Below are 16,810 nucleotides of genomic sequence, written 5' to 3' on the forward strand. Positions count from 1 at the left end.
TAACCACCTAAATTATTTAAGTAAATCAACAATATTTTCAAATGAAATTTGTGATTCAGGGATAAAAATATCCTTAGTCATAGACTCAATATAGCCTTTCAAATCAAAGTTAAAGTATGAAATGTAGGTCCCATGATTTGTATCATAAGTTCCTTTAGATACTTTATGAATAAAAGATCTTCTTAATACGTGATCACCAATAAAAACAAGATTTTCAGTAGAATTTGAAGCTACGGTATTAAAGATTAAAGCTTTAGAATCAATAGTTTTTAACTTCTTCTCATGTTGCTGTCTATCATATTCTTTTTCAGAAATTCCAAACATAAATACACCCTTTTAGATCAAATTATGAGCATCGTTACCCGCATATTATAGATTGCTATTTCAGTGAAATAGCAATAAAAAATGTAGTCAGAGGGTCAATGGTCGAATGTTGTTTGTGTCGATTTATAGTCATAAATCTAAGCGTCATAGACATGACGTTTTATCTATAAATCAGTCCTTTGCGTATCATCTCGACAAGTCTTTTTTGTGAAAAGACTTGTACAAGTTTCACTTGTTAAACAATGACATAAATGATTGACAAGTAATAACACCATATGAGTTACCAAGTAAAAAACCTAAAGAAAATATAATTAAGATTATGAGTAAAAAAGCCTTAAATGGAAAATATTTACTAAATAATTTAATCTCATAAAGCGTTACATGCGCGTCATGCTTTTGAAATTTATCAGAATGCATTATTAAACCCCGCTTGATCGTTTGCACCGTTGGTTACTTTTGCTTGTAAGTGTGGTTCGACTTGATTGTTTGCTATTTCCTGCGAAACAGGTTGTTTAGCAGTTTGTTGAAGATTGTTCGAAGTATTGATTTGATTATTGAGTTGAGCATTGTTTTGTACCTGTACTGGGGCTTTTGTATAGTCAAATAGACGTTCACCATTCAGCCATTTTTGACAGTCTGATTGCTTTATTTTGGGCATGATATTGCCCTGTTGATCTATACCAACAAGTTCTCCAGTAGGCTTTTTTGCGCATCCTGTTAAACGTGGATAGTCCTTAATTTGTATTTGCTGTGGAGGATTAAATTCATAGGGTTTATCAGGATTGTATGAAACAGATGTAATAACGCCTTGTGAAGACACAGAAGCTTTAGAATTACTTAGATCATTGAACCATTTGATACATTCAGGTTTTTCTACATTGACAGCTTTACGGCATTCCTGATCAGCATTGAAATTTGCGGTGAATGGTTGAGCTTGTTTCTGATCGGGAGATTGTTTGTTTGTTTTATCGGTATTGGACGTTTCTTTTTTAACTTCCTTTTTCTCACTGGAGCCGAAGATCGTACCGAAAAAGTTGTGTTCAGCACCAACGAAGTTAGATACAAGCATAACTAAGCCGATCAAGGGAATCAGCAAAATAGCAAAGAGTTTAATCGGTACACGGAATCTTACTGTATTTGCTGTTGCTGATTCATAGATTTCATAAAGCCGTTTAGGATAATTAAATCTAAAATCACGTTCGGCGGTAAGTTTGTTGCCTAAACTATTCGGTTTATCACGGCAGTTTGCCCAAACATAGACAGTTGCAGATGGCGCACCCCAACCACGGTGTAAATGATAATGCAGACCTACTACAGCCCTAAAATTAGTATGTACAAGGCTTGGGAATTGTGTAATTCCATATATGTCAAAAGCTCTATGTCGATGAATTGTTAGATGTTTAACAATGTTATCTTTATCTTGTTTGTTATCTGTAGAAAATTCAAAGATAAGCTGTATTTCATCATAGAAAACGATAGAGCCATCCGGACATTTACGCCAATCAACAATCATTGGACGTACATTATCAACTTTTAATCCATCAATATTGGCATAGATGTGACGCACATCTTTAAGTGGTTTAAGATCAAGATTTAAATCATTTTTTATTGTTTTTAATATTCCATTATAGAATTGGATATCTAAAAACATATTTTCAGTACGCATCTTTAAACCTAAATAATTAAAATAATCAGGTTCAAATAAAACAGTTTCATTTTCTTTGGTGAGTTTGCTGAAATAGGTATGCGATAGGAAGTAATCAGCAAGGTTATTTTTTTCGATTTCTTCTGAATTTTTCTTTAAAGCTGTAGCGTTATATTCAAGCGCACGTTGATTTGCTTTCTCATAATTGTCTATAAGAAATACTGCGTATAAGGTTTTTCCTGCCCCTGGTGTACCTGTGATGAGATGTAACATATTTTCCTCTTTTGCACTTTGCACCGCACCGCACACGCGAGCCGTGATGTCGGATGCGGATGCACGTGCTTAACGGCTAGCCTTTTTTAGAGCCAAATTTTGGGAGTTCAGGGTTAATCTTGTAACAATTGCGCCAAGTATTAAAGACATGGCTATGTCGAATCCCGAAAGGTGTGCAAGACCTAAAACATCGGATGATATAGAACCTGTTGAGTTCTTTAAGGTATTTACAGCAACACTGAAAGTTGTAAGGAATATTGCATTTGTTCCGAGCATTAAACCTGCACCAGAAAGAACATTTTTTAATGTTCCTTTCTGCATTGAATTGAGAATATCGACGAGTTTTGACCACATGTTAGCTATCCTCTGTTCTGATACCGCCAATAATTAAGGCTGCACTAAATGAAGCTACAGTGATAACTACAGGCTTAATGAATGATGCAATTTGGCATAGTGGTTCATATGAAAATTCAATTGTTCCTGTAGCACCAGCGAAGCTATAAGGCACAGATAAAGGTTGTGGACATGAACCACCAAAGTTGATGGCTGTATCAATATCTTGTTGCTCAGGCTGATCTACTTGTACTTCGGTATCATCATCTTGTTCTGGAGTGTCATCCCATTTCTTGAACCAATCTTCAACTTTTTGCCAAAAGCCTTTTTCATCTTCACGGTGTTGTTTTTCTTCTTCACGTGCTGTTTTTTCTTGCTTCCATACCTCTTTTTCTATCTCTCTATGTTCATCGGTTTTTTTAGAATCATCTTGATATTTTTCATACCATGCACACATTACTGATGCCCATTCACAAAATGCTGGAAGTTTGAAAGTGCCTTTACCTGTCTCAGGGTCAACAACAGTTGTACCCTCAGGGTCAGTTTCAGGAAGAGGCACAGCACGATCTATTGCGTCGGCTGTAATTTTTGGAGCTGTTCCGCCTGCTGTAGAGTTAGGATTGTAAACAGTCGGAAGTATTTGAGGTGCTTGGGGTGAATTGTTAACTTTATCACCTAATTCTGTGTCAGAAACTGGAGTCTTTTTTGGTTCTTCATTAGGGTTATAATTAGGATTATTTACGTAATCAATATAAGATTTTCCCTCTCTTCCATATTGCAAAGAAACACATGCAGCTTTAACAATAGAAACAAATTCAACTCTTAAAAACTTTGGGGTTCCACCTGACCCATCAGATGTTGTCGATGGTGCTAAGCGCTGACAAACAACTTGAGCATCTTTGTCATAATTAAAATTATCCCATTTCCAAACTTTTTCCCCGTAGTAGGGCTTATTAGGATCATATTCTTTTTTATAAACAATACCATTTTCAATAATCCAGCCTGCACCTTCTACAACTCCGTATATTAGAGCACCAGCAACGCCAAATCGAATCATACTTGCTACTGTTGAGCCAGTAGCGGAAGCTGTTACAGGAACTTTGGCAGAACGTCTCATTGTCTTTTCTGCAATTTGATCTAGTACAGTGGCGTTGATTACTTTTTCTAATGGATCATAAACAATAGTCTTTACGTTATAATTTTTCCCTGCAGCAAAGACCATTGTAGGCGTTAGAGCAAGTAAATAAACAAGTAATGCAATTAAAGTTTGCTTGCAATAAGATGAAGTGCGACCCATGTGACCACCAGTGGAATCCAATAAAGTATTGATGCGTTTTCTTCCATATTTACCTCGATAAAAAATGCCCCCAAGCGGAGGCACTTTTGTCCAAATTACTTGGCAGTACGTTTGAAGTAAGCCCAAGCAATACCGATACCGATCAACACCACTAAAGCACTGATGATGCCGACAACAGCAACTTTTGCACCATCAATTTCTCCAGTAGCACCAGTGAAATCTAATTCAGCAGCATTTACCATTGGAGATAATGCAAGCGCACCGCAAATAGTTGCCCCTAAACCATAATTTGAAACATTACGAAGTGTTAAAACACCACGTTTTTCTTGAACTTGTAAATTGTTCATGTCTACGCCCTCTTAGCGAAGTTATTAAAAAGTGCAAACGCAATGATCACGCCATATATCCCTATGATCGGAGTACCTAGCATTGCCATTTGTTGCTTGGTTATTGCGAGTTGCTCAAGTAAAGTTACTTGTTCAACCCATTGTGTACATGTGTTTGTCGCTTGATCGACAAACTGACAAACATATGACATTGGTCACCCCTTGCATGCCGAAACATGGAAAGAATATTGTTGCTGATGTAGGTACGTGCCACAGATCGGACACGAGTACGTCAGGAAATTTGAATAAATCATTTTGGTTGTGCCTGAGCTAATTGAGCTTTTTGCGGTACAAGATCTTTAATAATCATGCGTGATGCAGAACCATTCGAAACTTGTTCTAAAGTCACATCAGCTACAAGCGGATATTCAAGACCTTTGAGCTTTGAAAAATTGTCAGATAAGCCCCAAACCATTGATTCACCTACCTCACCAACAAAGTTTTCACCCTCTTGAAGATCAGCTTTGTAAAAAACTACTGTTTTGTCATAAGGGTTACCGTTGTAATTCCCTTTTGATGATTTAGCGCCGAGTACAACCATTGTTGATTTAAATAGCATGGATAAATTCCTTATAAGAAGATTGATTAAGCAGAGGAACGCCCACAAACAATGGATACTCTTCATCTACTTGAGTGTTTAAAATTGGCTGATTAATGCGTAAAGCTTGCATTACCGCAGCATGTGAAAATTGGAGTCGTTTTGGTACTTCATCCTTATCGGATGAAATCAGGTTGAGCAGTACATCATCAGCAATGAATTTTCTGAATTGACGGATGTATTTTCCGAATTGGACTTTGAGTACATCCAATGCTTTATCAACATTGATATTTGCTTGTTTTTCAATGAGTTCACATTTTTCAGGTGCAGTAAAGTCGTGTAAGCGACTGCACAATGCTTCAAGTGCTGGATATGAACCCTTAAAATATGTAGATGGTGAAATAAGGACATCTAAAGGCAAGTAACGGTCTGATGATTTCAACTCAAGCTCTAAGCGTGTCCAAAGACTTAGTGAATCACCCTCTTTTTTGCCACGTTGATAGCAACGCAAATACTTTGAGCTTTCTCGATTACCAACAATAAAGGTTAAACCTTTGCCGTTTATACGCTTCCAATCACCGAATTTACCTGTTTCAGGATTACGGCCACCAGTGAAGAAACCGCCATCGGTATCCCATTGATCGCATATTTCAGGTGAGACAAATTCGCTTTCGAAATCATCAAAAGCAATATCAACACGGTTTAATTTAGGATTTATTACTTCTGTTTTCAGGTACTTATATAATTGCTCATTCCAACCCTTTCGAGCTAAAGCGCAACCTGTACCATTAATGATAACGCTGATTCTTTTGTTATTATTACCATAAAGAACCATACCTAAATTATCTTGTAAATCATAACCATAGCGATCAAATTTAAAGCCACATTTACGCTTTTGTACAATACCAAAGCCAAATATTTCAAAAAGAATTTGATCAAGAATAGATTCAATTGCTTCGCCAACGCCTAGATCGACTTGTTCAGCTTCAAGACCTAATAATTTTTCATCAAGGGATGAAACACAGAAACTAAACTTAACCCAATCAAGACCGACACAGTTATTTTCAATTGGCACACAACGTAAAACTGGAACTACACCTTGAGGAGTAGAAATTAGTTTGTAGTTGTCCAAATGCCTTGGGAACGCGTAGGATTCAGATGCCTGTTGTGTATCAGCTAACCCCATATTATTAAAGGGGGTGTCAAGTGACCGACCATCCCGTGTATTTTCCAAGGGAATGGTTATTTTTTGAACAAATAATTCTGCAATAGATTGGTCGTCTTTTTTCTTTGGTTGAATCAAAGCATTTTCAAAGGCAGAGAATTTATTTTTAACTATGCCCTGCAACATGTTTCTAAGAATATTTGAATCTTCTAATGAGATTTCACCGAATGAGGTACGAGCTTCAATTTCGTATGTAATGTCTTTTTCACGATGATATAACTCATCAAGTGATAAATGAGCATCATCAAAGGCATGGATTTTTTCGAGTATTGTTTTCATTATCAAACCCCAAAATAACAAAATGAAAAGCCAGAGATGAAACCGAGAACAACACCTAAGCCATAAGAAACGTAATTAAAATTAAACATCACTCTTCCCCAAATGCTTCGATCAATTCTGAATTAGATTCTTTGTAAAGATTTGCATACGTGTCGATCACTGTCGGGTCGTATGACCACTCATGACATACAAACGCTAAATGACTTAAACATCTTTGAGTAGAAATCGCAGGTGTCATTGCATCTAAAGCAATCTGCCCTTGGTCAGATACGATCTTCGCCACAGTTTCTAAAGCGCACTGGATGAATTCTTGTTTTGTACTGAAAGAAAGATTATTCATAGTCATTGTTCACATGCATGCATATACACAGTGAAGGAAATTTACCACATACATGCACGCATGCACAATACATGCATGCAAAAATACATGTATCATTTTCCACATCGGAAATATGAGCATTAAACATGGTACAAAGCGTTAGATTAAATGATGCAGAGCAAGAGAAGCTCAGAAGAAAGGCTGTTGAATTAAACAAAGCATTAATTCAAAAAGGGCAACAACCAGTAAGAGATAGCGAGCTAGTGCATATCTTAATTGAAGAAGCAATTGAATTAATTGAAATTAATAATAGTGGTAAATTAACAATACCAAAGTAATACAGTAATAAAGGGCGAAAATATCGCCCGTTCAGGAAAGACAATGGAAATATTAATTTTAGTACTTGTTCTTGTAATTATTGGTTTTTTGATACTTGGAAATAAGAAATCAAATGAAAAAAACTTAAAAGAATTAGTAAAAAAAACCTTTCCAAAACATACAATTATTGAGAAATTCGGGACAGTAATGATTTGTGAAATTAATCATAGAAATGAACCTGATGAATTAGTTTTTATAAGAATAAATCCAAGCAAAAAGAAAAACATAAATAAAAATGGTAGAAGATTAAACGCTGAATACCCTGCTATACCAACTGCTAGAGAACTAAAAATAGACTTTGGAAATCATCTAAGATAAAACTAGCTTGGAACTAATATAAAATCAATTAATTAGTACGTTAATTTTAAGACATAAAACATCTTAATGCGTGAGTACTGGTAAAATTAAATTGTTGTTTTAGCTTGGAAATCGCATAACGAAACTATTATGTTAAATAGAATATCTAAGACTGTGGCTACTCAACGCTATTGCTGCCACAGATCGTCAACGTGAATACTGATAATTTTAATTCACGTTGACGACTATCCTAAGTAACATAATATTCGTTATGCAAAATCCTGCGCTATTAAAAATATAAGACTAAAAATCCCTATTAAAATAATCTCAATTCTTATCATTACCTTAGCCTATCTATGTGATGATCTAGTTTTATAAATAATAATTTGAGTTGATCTATTTCTTCACAATTATCAATATCTAACTGCTGTATTTCCCCCAGGTATTTCTCTAAGCATTCACGCATAAAAACATAATCAGATTTATGTAATACCCCAATATTTCTATTGTAAAACGTGGTTCGCCAAACATGCCTATTCATCATCGAAATGCATATTTTTATGAGCTTCATAATCAGCATTCAAAATCAATTTATGACACTGCCAACAGAAAGTATATTTCTCATTGATTTTATTTAGAATATCTTGTGAAGAATCACCACCATAGTCGCTAAGTATAAAATAAATATCTTCTAATTGATTTTGTGTAAATTCCATATAACCACCTAAATTATTTAAGTAAATCAACAATATTTTCAAATGAAATTTGTGATTCAGGGATAAAAATATCCTTAGTCATAGACTCAATATAGCCTTTCAAATCAAAGTTAAAGTATGAAATGTAGGTCCCATGATTTGTATCATAAGTTCCTTTAGATACTTTATGAATAAAAGATCTTCTTAATACGTGATCACCAATAAAAACAAGATTTTCAGTAGAATTTGAAGCTACGGTATTAAAGATTAAAGCTTTAGAATCAATAGTTTTTAACTTCTTCTCATGTTGCTGTCTATCATATTCTTTTTCAGAAATTCCAAACATAAATACACCCTTTTAGATCAAATTATGAGCATCGTTACCCGCATATTATAGATTGCTATTTCAGTGAAATAGCAATAAAAAATGTAGTCAGAGGGTCAATGGTCGAATGTTGTTTGTGTCGATTTATAGTCATAAATCTAAGCGTCATAGACATGACGTTTTATCTATAAATCAGTCCTTTGCGTATCATCTCGACAAGTCTTTTTTGTGAAAAGACTTGTACAAGTTTCACTTGTTAAACAATGACATAAATGATTGACAAGTAATAACACCATATGAGTTACCAAGTAAAAAACCTAAAGAAAATATAATTAAGATTATGAGTAAAAAAGCCTTAAATGGAAAATATTTACTAAATAATTTAATCTCATAAAGCGTTACATGCGCGTCATGCTTTTGAAATTTATCAGAATGCATTATTAAACCCCGCTTGATCGTTTGCACCGTTGGTTACTTTTGCTTGTAAGTGTGGTTCGACTTGATTGTTTGCTATTTCCTGCGAAACAGGTTGTTTAGCAGTTTGTTGAAGATTGTTCGAAGTATTGATTTGATTATTGAGTTGAGCATTGTTTTGTACCTGTACTGGGGCTTTTGTATAGTCAAATAGACGTTCACCATTCAGCCATTTTTGACAGTCTGATTGCTTTATTTTGGGCATGATATTGCCCTGTTGATCTATACCAACAAGTTCTCCAGTAGGCTTTTTTGCGCATCCTGTTAAACGTGGATAGTCCTTAATTTGTATTTGCTGTGGAGGATTAAATTCATAGGGTTTATCAGGATTGTATGAAACAGATGTAATAACGCCTTGTGAAGACACAGAAGCTTTAGAATTACTTAGATCATTGAACCATTTGATACATTCAGGTTTTTCTACATTGACAGCTTTACGGCATTCCTGATCAGCATTGAAATTTGCGGTGAATGGTTGAGCTTGTTTCTGATCGGGAGATTGTTTGTTTGTTTTATCGGTATTGGACGTTTCTTTTTTAACTTCCTTTTTCTCACTGGAGCCGAAGATCGTACCGAAAAAGTTGTGTTCAGCACCAACGAAGTTAGATACAAGCATAACTAAGCCGATCAAGGGAATCAGCAAAATAGCAAAGAGTTTAATCGGTACACGGAATCTTACTGTATTTGCTGTTGCTGATTCATAGATTTCATAAAGCCGTTTAGGATAATTAAATCTAAAATCACGTTCGGCGGTAAGTTTGTTGCCTAAACTATTCGGTTTATCACGGCAGTTTGCCCAAACATAGACAGTTGCAGATGGCGCACCCCAACCACGGTGTAAATGATAATGCAGACCTACTACAGCCCTAAAATTAGTATGTACAAGGCTTGGGAATTGTGTAATTCCATATATGTCAAAAGCTCTATGTCGATGAATTGTTAGATGTTTAACAATGTTATCTTTATCTTGTTTGTTATCTGTAGAAAATTCAAAGATAAGCTGTATTTCATCATAGAAAACGATAGAGCCATCCGGACATTTACGCCAATCAACAATCATTGGACGTACATTATCAACTTTTAATCCATCAATATTGGCATAGATGTGACGCACATCTTTAAGTGGTTTAAGATCAAGATTTAAATCATTTTTTATTGTTTTTAATATTCCATTATAGAATTGGATATCTAAAAACATATTTTCAGTACGCATCTTTAAACCTAAATAATTAAAATAATCAGGTTCAAATAAAACAGTTTCATTTTCTTTGGTGAGTTTGCTGAAATAGGTATGCGATAGGAAGTAATCAGCAAGGTTATTTTTTTCGATTTCTTCTGAATTTTTCTTTAAAGCTGTAGCGTTATATTCAAGCGCACGTTGATTTGCTTTCTCATAATTGTCTATAAGAAATACTGCGTATAAGGTTTTTCCTGCCCCTGGTGTACCTGTGATGAGATGTAACATATTTTCCTCTTTTGCACTTTGCACCGCACCGCACACGCGAGCCGTGATGTCGGATGCGGATGCACGTGCTTAACGGCTAGCCTTTTTTAGAGCCAAATTTTGGGAGTTCAGGGTTAATCTTGTAACAATTGCGCCAAGTATTAAAGACATGGCTATGTCGAATCCCGAAAGGTGTGCAAGACCTAAAACATCGGATGATATAGAACCTGTTGAGTTCTTTAAGGTATTTACAGCAACACTGAAAGTTGTAAGGAATATTGCATTTGTTCCGAGCATTAAACCTGCACCAGAAAGAACATTTTTTAATGTTCCTTTCTGCATTGAATTGAGAATATCGACGAGTTTTGACCACATGTTAGCTATCCTCTGTTCTGATACCGCCAATAATTAAGGCTGCACTAAATGAAGCTACAGTGATAACTACAGGCTTAATGAATGATGCAATTTGGCATAGTGGTTCATATGAAAATTCAATTGTTCCTGTAGCACCAGCGAAGCTATAAGGCACAGATAAAGGTTGTGGACATGAACCACCAAAGTTGATGGCTGTATCAATATCTTGTTGCTCAGGCTGATCTACTTGTACTTCGGTATCATCATCTTGTTCTGGAGTGTCATCCCATTTCTTGAACCAATCTTCAACTTTTTGCCAAAAGCCTTTTTCATCTTCACGGTGTTGTTTTTCTTCTTCACGTGCTGTTTTTTCTTGCTTCCATACCTCTTTTTCTATCTCTCTATGTTCATCGGTTTTTTTAGAATCATCTTGATATTTTTCATACCATGCACACATTACTGATGCCCATTCACAAAATGCTGGAAGTTTGAAAGTGCCTTTACCTGTCTCAGGGTCAACAACAGTTGTACCCTCAGGGTCAGTTTCAGGAAGAGGCACAGCACGATCTATTGCGTCGGCTGTAATTTTTGGAGCTGTTCCGCCTGCTGTAGAGTTAGGATTGTAAACAGTCGGAAGTATTTGAGGTGCTTGGGGTGAATTGTTAACTTTATCACCTAATTCTGTGTCAGAAACTGGAGTCTTTTTTGGTTCTTCATTAGGGTTATAATTAGGATTATTTACGTAATCAATATAAGATTTTCCCTCTCTTCCATATTGCAAAGAAACACATGCAGCTTTAACAATAGAAACAAATTCAACTCTTAAAAACTTTGGGGTTCCACCTGACCCATCAGATGTTGTCGATGGTGCTAAGCGCTGACAAACAACTTGAGCATCTTTGTCATAATTAAAATTATCCCATTTCCAAACTTTTTCCCCGTAGTAGGGCTTATTAGGATCATATTCTTTTTTATAAACAATACCATTTTCAATAATCCAGCCTGCACCTTCTACAACTCCGTATATTAGAGCACCAGCAACGCCAAATCGAATCATACTTGCTACTGTTGAGCCAGTAGCGGAAGCTGTTACAGGAACTTTGGCAGAACGTCTCATTGTCTTTTCTGCAATTTGATCTAGTACAGTGGCGTTGATTACTTTTTCTAATGGATCATAAACAATAGTCTTTACGTTATAATTTTTCCCTGCAGCAAAGACCATTGTAGGCGTTAGAGCAAGTAAATAAACAAGTAATGCAATTAAAGTTTGCTTGCAATAAGATGAAGTGCGACCCATGTGACCACCAGTGGAATCCAATAAAGTATTGATGCGTTTTCTTCCATATTTACCTCGATAAAAAATGCCCCCAAGCGGAGGCACTTTTGTCCAAATTACTTGGCAGTACGTTTGAAGTAAGCCCAAGCAATACCGATACCGATCAACACCACTAAAGCACTGATGATGCCGACAACAGCAACTTTTGCACCATCAATTTCTCCAGTAGCACCAGTGAAATCTAATTCAGCAGCATTTACCATTGGAGATAATGCAAGCGCACCGCAAATAGTTGCCCCTAAACCATAATTTGAAACATTACGAAGTGTTAAAACACCACGTTTTTCTTGAACTTGTAAATTGTTCATGTCTACGCCCTCTTAGCGAAGTTATTAAAAAGTGCAAACGCAATGATCACGCCATATATCCCTATGATCGGAGTACCTAGCATTGCCATTTGTTGCTTGGTTATTGCGAGTTGCTCAAGTAAAGTTACTTGTTCAACCCATTGTGTACATGTGTTTGTCGCTTGATCGACAAACTGACAAACATATGACATTGGTCACCCCTTGCATGCCGAAACATGGAAAGAATATTGTTGCTGATGTAGGTACGTGCCACAGATCGGACACGAGTACGTCAGGAAATTTGAATAAATCATTTTGGTTGTGCCTGAGCTAATTGAGCTTTTTGCGGTACAAGATCTTTAATAATCATGCGTGATGCAGAACCATTCGAAACTTGTTCTAAAGTCACATCAGCTACAAGCGGATATTCAAGACCTTTGAGCTTTGAAAAATTGTCAGATAAGCCCCAAACCATTGATTCACCTACCTCACCAACAAAGTTTTCACCCTCTTGAAGATCAGCTTTGTAAAAAACTACTGTTTTGTCATAAGGGTTACCGTTGTAATTCCCTTTTGATGATTTAGCGCCGAGTACAACCATTGTTGATTTAAATAGCATGGATAAATTCCTTATAAGAAGATTGATTAAGCAGAGGAACGCCCACAAACAATGGATACTCTTCATCTACTTGAGTGTTTAAAATTGGCTGATTAATGCGTAAAGCTTGCATTACCGCAGCATGTGAAAATTGGAGTCGTTTTGGTACTTCATCCTTATCGGATGAAATCAGGTTGAGCAGTACATCATCAGCAATGAATTTTCTGAATTGACGGATGTATTTTCCGAATTGGACTTTGAGTACATCCAATGCTTTATCAACATTGATATTTGCTTGTTTTTCAATGAGTTCACATTTTTCAGGTGCAGTAAAGTCGTGTAAGCGACTGCACAATGCTTCAAGTGCTGGATATGAACCCTTAAAATATGTAGATGGTGAAATAAGGACATCTAAAGGCAAGTAACGGTCTGATGATTTCAACTCAAGCTCTAAGCGTGTCCAAAGACTTAGTGAATCACCCTCTTTTTTGCCACGTTGATAGCAACGCAAATACTTTGAGCTTTCTCGATTACCAACAATAAAGGTTAAACCTTTGCCGTTTATACGCTTCCAATCACCGAATTTACCTGTTTCAGGATTACGGCCACCAGTGAAGAAACCGCCATCGGTATCCCATTGATCGCATATTTCAGGTGAGACAAATTCGCTTTCGAAATCATCAAAAGCAATATCAACACGGTTTAATTTAGGATTTATTACTTCTGTTTTCAGGTACTTATATAATTGCTCATTCCAACCCTTTCGAGCTAAAGCGCAACCTGTACCATTAATGATAACGCTGATTCTTTTGTTATTATTACCATAAAGAACCATACCTAAATTATCTTGTAAATCATAACCATAGCGATCAAATTTAAAGCCACATTTACGCTTTTGTACAATACCAAAGCCAAATATTTCAAAAAGAATTTGATCAAGAATAGATTCAATTGCTTCGCCAACGCCTAGATCGACTTGTTCAGCTTCAAGACCTAATAATTTTTCATCAAGGGATGAAACACAGAAACTAAACTTAACCCAATCAAGACCGACACAGTTATTTTCAATTGGCACACAACGTAAAACTGGAACTACACCTTGAGGAGTAGAAATTAGTTTGTAGTTGTCCAAATGCCTTGGGAACGCGTAGGATTCAGATGCCTGTTGTGTATCAGCTAACCCCATATTATTAAAGGGGGTGTCAAGTGACCGACCATCCCGTGTATTTTCCAAGGGAATGGTTATTTTTTGAACAAATAATTCTGCAATAGATTGGTCGTCTTTTTTCTTTGGTTGAATCAAAGCATTTTCAAAGGCAGAGAATTTATTTTTAACTATGCCCTGCAACATGTTTCTAAGAATATTTGAATCTTCTAATGAGATTTCACCGAATGAGGTACGAGCTTCAATTTCGTATGTAATGTCTTTTTCACGATGATATAACTCATCAAGTGATAAATGAGCATCATCAAAGGCATGGATTTTTTCGAGTATTGTTTTCATTATCAAACCCCAAAATAACAAAATGAAAAGCCAGAGATGAAACCGAGAACAACACCTAAGCCATAAGAAACGTAATTAAAATTAAACATCACTCTTCCCCAAATGCTTCGATCAATTCTGAATTAGATTCTTTGTAAAGATTTGCATACGTGTCGATCACTGTCGGGTCGTATGACCACTCATGACATACAAACGCTAAATGACTTAAACATCTTTGAGTAGAAATCGCAGGTGTCATTGCATCTAAAGCAATCTGCCCTTGGTCAGATACGATCTTCGCCACAGTTTCTAAAGCGCACTGGATGAATTCTTGTTTTGTACTGAAAGAAAGATTATTCATAGTCATTGTTCACATGCATGCATATACACAGTGAAGGAAATTTACCACATACATGCACGCATGCACAATACATGCATGCAAAAATACATGTATCATTTTCCACATCGGAAATATGAGCATTAAACATGGTACAAAGCGTTAGATTAAATGATGCAGAGCAAGAGAAGCTCAGAAGAAAGGCTGTTGAATTAAACAAAGCATTAATTCAAAAAGGGCAACAACCAGTAAGAGATAGCGAGCTAGTGCATATCTTAATTGAAGAAGCAATTGAATTAATTGAAATTAATAATAGTGGTAAATTAACAATACCAAAGTAATACAGTAATAAAGGGCGAAAATATCGCCCGTTCAGGAAAGACAATGGAAATATTAATTTTAGTACTTGTTCTTGTAATTATTGGTTTTTTGATACTTGGAAATAAGAAATCAAATGAAAAAAACTTAAAAGAATTAGTAAAAAAAACCTTTCCAAAACATACAATTATTGAGAAATTCGGGACAGTAATGATTTGTGAAATTAATCATAGAAATGAACCTGATGAATTAGTTTTTATAAGAATAAATCCAAGCAAAAAGAAAAACATAAATAAAAATGGTAGAAGATTAAACGCTGAATACCCTGCTATACCAACTGCTAGAGAACTAAAAATAGACTTTGGAAATCATCTAAGATAAAACTAGCTTGGAACTAATATAAAATCAATTAATTAGTACGTTAATTTTAAGACATAAAACATCTTAATGCGTGAGTACTGGTAAAATTAAATTGTTGTTTTAGCTTGGAAATCGCATAACGAAACTATTATGTTAAATAGAATATTAGGTAAGTTGTCTACTCACATGTTGTTTGCAATGGCTACCTGATTATTAGAATTTGACTAATTTATATTTCGAAAAAAGTTAACTAGAAAAGAAGCTGTAATTTTCTATGTTAATTACGCTTAAATTCCAACCCTCTCATTTTTCAACTAGCTCAGGTTATAATGATGGCCTCCCAAAATATGGTTGATCTATTATGAACGCCTCCAAAGACCCTCTACACGGCAAAAAACTTGCTGACATTTTGGATGAATTATTGGATTACTACGATGGCTTTGAAGGCTTAAGTCGTAAAATTGAAATTAGATGTTTTTGCATAGATCCAAGTGTTAAGTCATCATTGAGATTCTTACGTACTACCCCATGGGCACGTGAAAAAGTAGAAAGCTTATATTTGTATGTCTTACGCCAAAAAGCCAAACAGAAATCGTAAACCAAATATTTTATAAATTGTTATTTTAGTGTTCTAAGTAATTAAATTTATTGTTTATTAAAAATAAATTTAATTGTGAAATAAATTCTAGGTGAACATAAGTTAATTAAAATATCAGAGACAGTGGCTACACAATGCTGTGGTTGCTACAGCTCAGCAACTTGAATCAGTAAAATTATATTCAAGTTGCTGAATATCCCAAGTAACATAATATAAGTTATGCTGAAATCAGATCGCTACTCGATTTTGTATGGTTATGACTTCAATGTACTTTCGTATTTGCTTCAGTTAAATAAGCTTTCTTCGATGTCTTATTCCATAAACACAGTTCTTGCCCTGTTTTGTTTTTCATATGTGCTTGCGGATATTTTCCTTGAATCAAGAGTGCCTAATATCCAACACGATCATCAAACAGCATGACATTGCTTACTGTCTTGGCATTTTTAAGTTGACTTGCTTTTATACAAGCCGCTTTTATTTCCTGATCAAGCTTGTTCCATGCCTGCTCGGAACTTCCGAAAGCTACGCTAGTCGCAGCAGAACTTGCCACAAAACCTAAAATAGAAAGATATTTTAAAAATATACGATATCTCAATATCATGATGATTGTCCTGTAAATTCGAGTGTCTGGATCTATACTGAAACAATCTGATGAGATAATCTAGCAATTTACACATGCTGTAACAGCAGATATTCAGGATTACACATATCTCTGAAAAGTTGTCCGTGATTTAGATTTTAAAATATAGATCAAAGACTTAAAAATAGTTCTATTCTATAGAAGCATTACCTGACTCACGTAATTCCATACAGTGATCAATAATTTCTCGCGTCTTATCGGTTGCGGAAATTATAATTATGACTATTAATTAAAACGCTAACTTTGCTGTGTGGCCCTGTCTATGTG

Annotated in this window: 24 protein-coding genes and 1 pseudogene; 5 read left to right on the top strand and 20 right to left on the bottom strand. The window is 35.5% G+C overall.

What is annotated here, in order from left to right; genetic code table 11:
- Window positions 1-12: 12 nt before the first annotated feature.
- The 9 genes from ACZ5QH_RS10860 to ACZ5QH_RS10900 all read right to left on the bottom strand — a co-directional run bounded on the left by ACZ5QH_RS10860 (window position 13) and on the right by ACZ5QH_RS10900 (window position 6,640).
- A complete protein-coding gene (locus tag ACZ5QH_RS10860; protein WP_303576106.1) occupies window positions 13-324 on the bottom strand; it encodes a hypothetical protein in 312 nt (103 codons plus the stop codon).
- Window positions 325-730: 406 nt separating this feature from the next.
- Window positions 731-2,242 carry a zonular occludens toxin domain-containing protein gene (locus tag ACZ5QH_RS10865; RefSeq protein ID WP_303576105.1) on the bottom strand — a complete coding sequence of 504 codons (1,512 nt, stop codon included), beginning with the start codon at window positions 2,240-2,242 and terminating at the stop codon, window positions 731-733.
- Window positions 2,243-2,311: 69 nt separating this feature from the next.
- Entirely contained in the window at window positions 2,312-2,596 is a 285-nt protein-coding gene (locus ACZ5QH_RS10870) for a DUF2523 family protein (protein ID WP_303576104.1), read from the bottom strand.
- 1 nt (window position 2,597) lies between these two features.
- Window positions 2,598-3,872, bottom strand: a complete 1,275-nt coding sequence (locus ACZ5QH_RS10875) for a virulence factor TspB C-terminal domain-related protein (RefSeq protein ID WP_303576103.1) — start codon at window positions 3,870-3,872, stop codon at window positions 2,598-2,600.
- A 95-nt stretch (window positions 3,873-3,967) separates the two neighbouring features.
- Window positions 3,968-4,219, bottom strand: a complete 252-nt coding sequence (locus ACZ5QH_RS10880; RefSeq protein WP_303576102.1) for a hypothetical protein — start codon at window positions 4,217-4,219, stop codon at window positions 3,968-3,970.
- A gap of 2 nt (window positions 4,220-4,221) precedes the next feature.
- A complete protein-coding gene (locus ACZ5QH_RS10885) occupies window positions 4,222-4,410 on the bottom strand; it encodes a hypothetical protein (protein WP_303576101.1) in 189 nt (62 codons plus the stop codon).
- A gap of 98 nt (window positions 4,411-4,508) precedes the next feature.
- Complete coding sequence (locus ACZ5QH_RS10890) at window positions 4,509-4,817, bottom strand: hypothetical protein (RefSeq protein WP_303576100.1); 309 nt, start codon at window positions 4,815-4,817, stop codon at window positions 4,509-4,511.
- The gene (locus ACZ5QH_RS10895; protein ID WP_303576099.1) at window positions 4,807-6,300 is read right to left on the bottom strand and encodes a replication initiation factor domain-containing protein; all 1,494 of its coding nucleotides are present in this window, start codon (window positions 6,298-6,300) and stop codon (window positions 4,807-4,809) included. The genes ACZ5QH_RS10890 and ACZ5QH_RS10895 overlap by 11 nt, the downstream gene beginning before the upstream one ends.
- 88 nt (window positions 6,301-6,388) lie before the next feature.
- The gene (locus ACZ5QH_RS10900) at window positions 6,389-6,640 is read right to left on the bottom strand and encodes a hypothetical protein (protein ID WP_303576098.1); all 252 of its coding nucleotides are present in this window, start codon (window positions 6,638-6,640) and stop codon (window positions 6,389-6,391) included.
- Between the two features lie 125 nt (window positions 6,641-6,765).
- On the opposite strand from ACZ5QH_RS10900, the gene ACZ5QH_RS10905 reads away from it, so the two are divergent.
- Window positions 6,766-6,957 (top strand): hypothetical protein, encoded by a 192-nt coding sequence (locus ACZ5QH_RS10905; RefSeq protein WP_042090110.1) that lies wholly within the window; start codon window positions 6,766-6,768, stop codon window positions 6,955-6,957.
- A gap of 43 nt (window positions 6,958-7,000) precedes the next feature.
- A complete protein-coding gene (locus tag ACZ5QH_RS10910; RefSeq protein ID WP_464016798.1) occupies window positions 7,001-7,315 on the top strand; it encodes a hypothetical protein in 315 nt (104 codons plus the stop codon).
- Between the two features lie 512 nt (window positions 7,316-7,827).
- Here the strand turns inward: ACZ5QH_RS10910 and ACZ5QH_RS10915 are convergent.
- From ACZ5QH_RS10915 to ACZ5QH_RS10960, 10 genes are all read right to left on the bottom strand, one after another.
- Window positions 7,828-8,010, bottom strand: a complete 183-nt coding sequence (locus ACZ5QH_RS10915; protein WP_303576107.1) for a hypothetical protein — start codon at window positions 8,008-8,010, stop codon at window positions 7,828-7,830.
- Window positions 8,011-8,023: 13 nt separating this feature from the next.
- Window positions 8,024-8,335 (bottom strand): hypothetical protein, encoded by a 312-nt coding sequence (locus tag ACZ5QH_RS10920; protein WP_303576106.1) that lies wholly within the window; start codon window positions 8,333-8,335, stop codon window positions 8,024-8,026.
- 406 nt (window positions 8,336-8,741) lie between these two features.
- Window positions 8,742-10,253 carry a zonular occludens toxin domain-containing protein gene (locus ACZ5QH_RS10925; RefSeq protein WP_303576105.1) on the bottom strand — a complete coding sequence of 504 codons (1,512 nt, stop codon included), beginning with the start codon at window positions 10,251-10,253 and terminating at the stop codon, window positions 8,742-8,744.
- 69 nt (window positions 10,254-10,322) lie between these two features.
- A complete protein-coding gene (locus ACZ5QH_RS10930) occupies window positions 10,323-10,607 on the bottom strand; it encodes a DUF2523 family protein (RefSeq protein WP_303576104.1) in 285 nt (94 codons plus the stop codon).
- A 1-nt stretch (window position 10,608) separates the two neighbouring features.
- Window positions 10,609-11,883: a virulence factor TspB C-terminal domain-related protein gene (locus ACZ5QH_RS10935; protein WP_303576103.1), complete on the bottom strand. Its 1,275-nt coding sequence runs from the start codon at window positions 11,881-11,883 to the stop codon at window positions 10,609-10,611.
- Window positions 11,884-11,978: 95 nt separating this feature from the next.
- Window positions 11,979-12,230, bottom strand: coding sequence for a hypothetical protein (locus ACZ5QH_RS10940; RefSeq protein WP_303576102.1), 252 nt, complete (start codon window positions 12,228-12,230; stop codon window positions 11,979-11,981).
- Between the two features lie 2 nt (window positions 12,231-12,232).
- Window positions 12,233-12,421, bottom strand: coding sequence for a hypothetical protein (locus ACZ5QH_RS10945; protein ID WP_303576101.1), 189 nt, complete (start codon window positions 12,419-12,421; stop codon window positions 12,233-12,235).
- Window positions 12,422-12,519: 98 nt separating this feature from the next.
- Entirely contained in the window at window positions 12,520-12,828 is a 309-nt protein-coding gene (locus ACZ5QH_RS10950) for a hypothetical protein (RefSeq protein ID WP_303576100.1), read from the bottom strand.
- Complete coding sequence (locus ACZ5QH_RS10955) at window positions 12,818-14,311, bottom strand: replication initiation factor domain-containing protein (RefSeq protein WP_303576099.1); 1,494 nt, start codon at window positions 14,309-14,311, stop codon at window positions 12,818-12,820. Before ACZ5QH_RS10955 ends, ACZ5QH_RS10950 begins: the two co-directional genes overlap by 11 nt.
- 88 nt (window positions 14,312-14,399) lie before the next feature.
- Entirely contained in the window at window positions 14,400-14,651 is a 252-nt protein-coding gene (locus ACZ5QH_RS10960; RefSeq protein WP_303576098.1) for a hypothetical protein, read from the bottom strand.
- Window positions 14,652-14,776: 125 nt separating this feature from the next.
- Between ACZ5QH_RS10960 and ACZ5QH_RS10965 the strand changes: the two genes are divergently transcribed.
- From ACZ5QH_RS10965 to ACZ5QH_RS10975, 3 genes are all read left to right on the top strand, one after another.
- Window positions 14,777-14,968, top strand: a complete 192-nt coding sequence (locus ACZ5QH_RS10965; RefSeq protein ID WP_042090110.1) for a hypothetical protein — start codon at window positions 14,777-14,779, stop codon at window positions 14,966-14,968.
- 43 nt (window positions 14,969-15,011) lie between these two features.
- Window positions 15,012-15,326, top strand: coding sequence for a hypothetical protein (locus ACZ5QH_RS10970; RefSeq protein WP_464016798.1), 315 nt, complete (start codon window positions 15,012-15,014; stop codon window positions 15,324-15,326).
- A 340-nt stretch (window positions 15,327-15,666) separates the two neighbouring features.
- Window positions 15,667-15,903 carry a VF530 family protein gene (locus tag ACZ5QH_RS10975; RefSeq protein WP_303576096.1) on the top strand — a complete coding sequence of 79 codons (237 nt, stop codon included), beginning with the start codon at window positions 15,667-15,669 and terminating at the stop codon, window positions 15,901-15,903.
- Between the two features lie 262 nt (window positions 15,904-16,165).
- Here ACZ5QH_RS10975 and ACZ5QH_RS10980 read toward each other — a convergent pair.
- Window positions 16,166-16,504 (bottom strand): annotated as a pseudogene (locus tag ACZ5QH_RS10980) (hypothetical protein).
- Window positions 16,505-16,810: the final 306 nt, after the last annotated feature.

The organism is Acinetobacter sp. Ac8, from assembly GCF_055392545.1.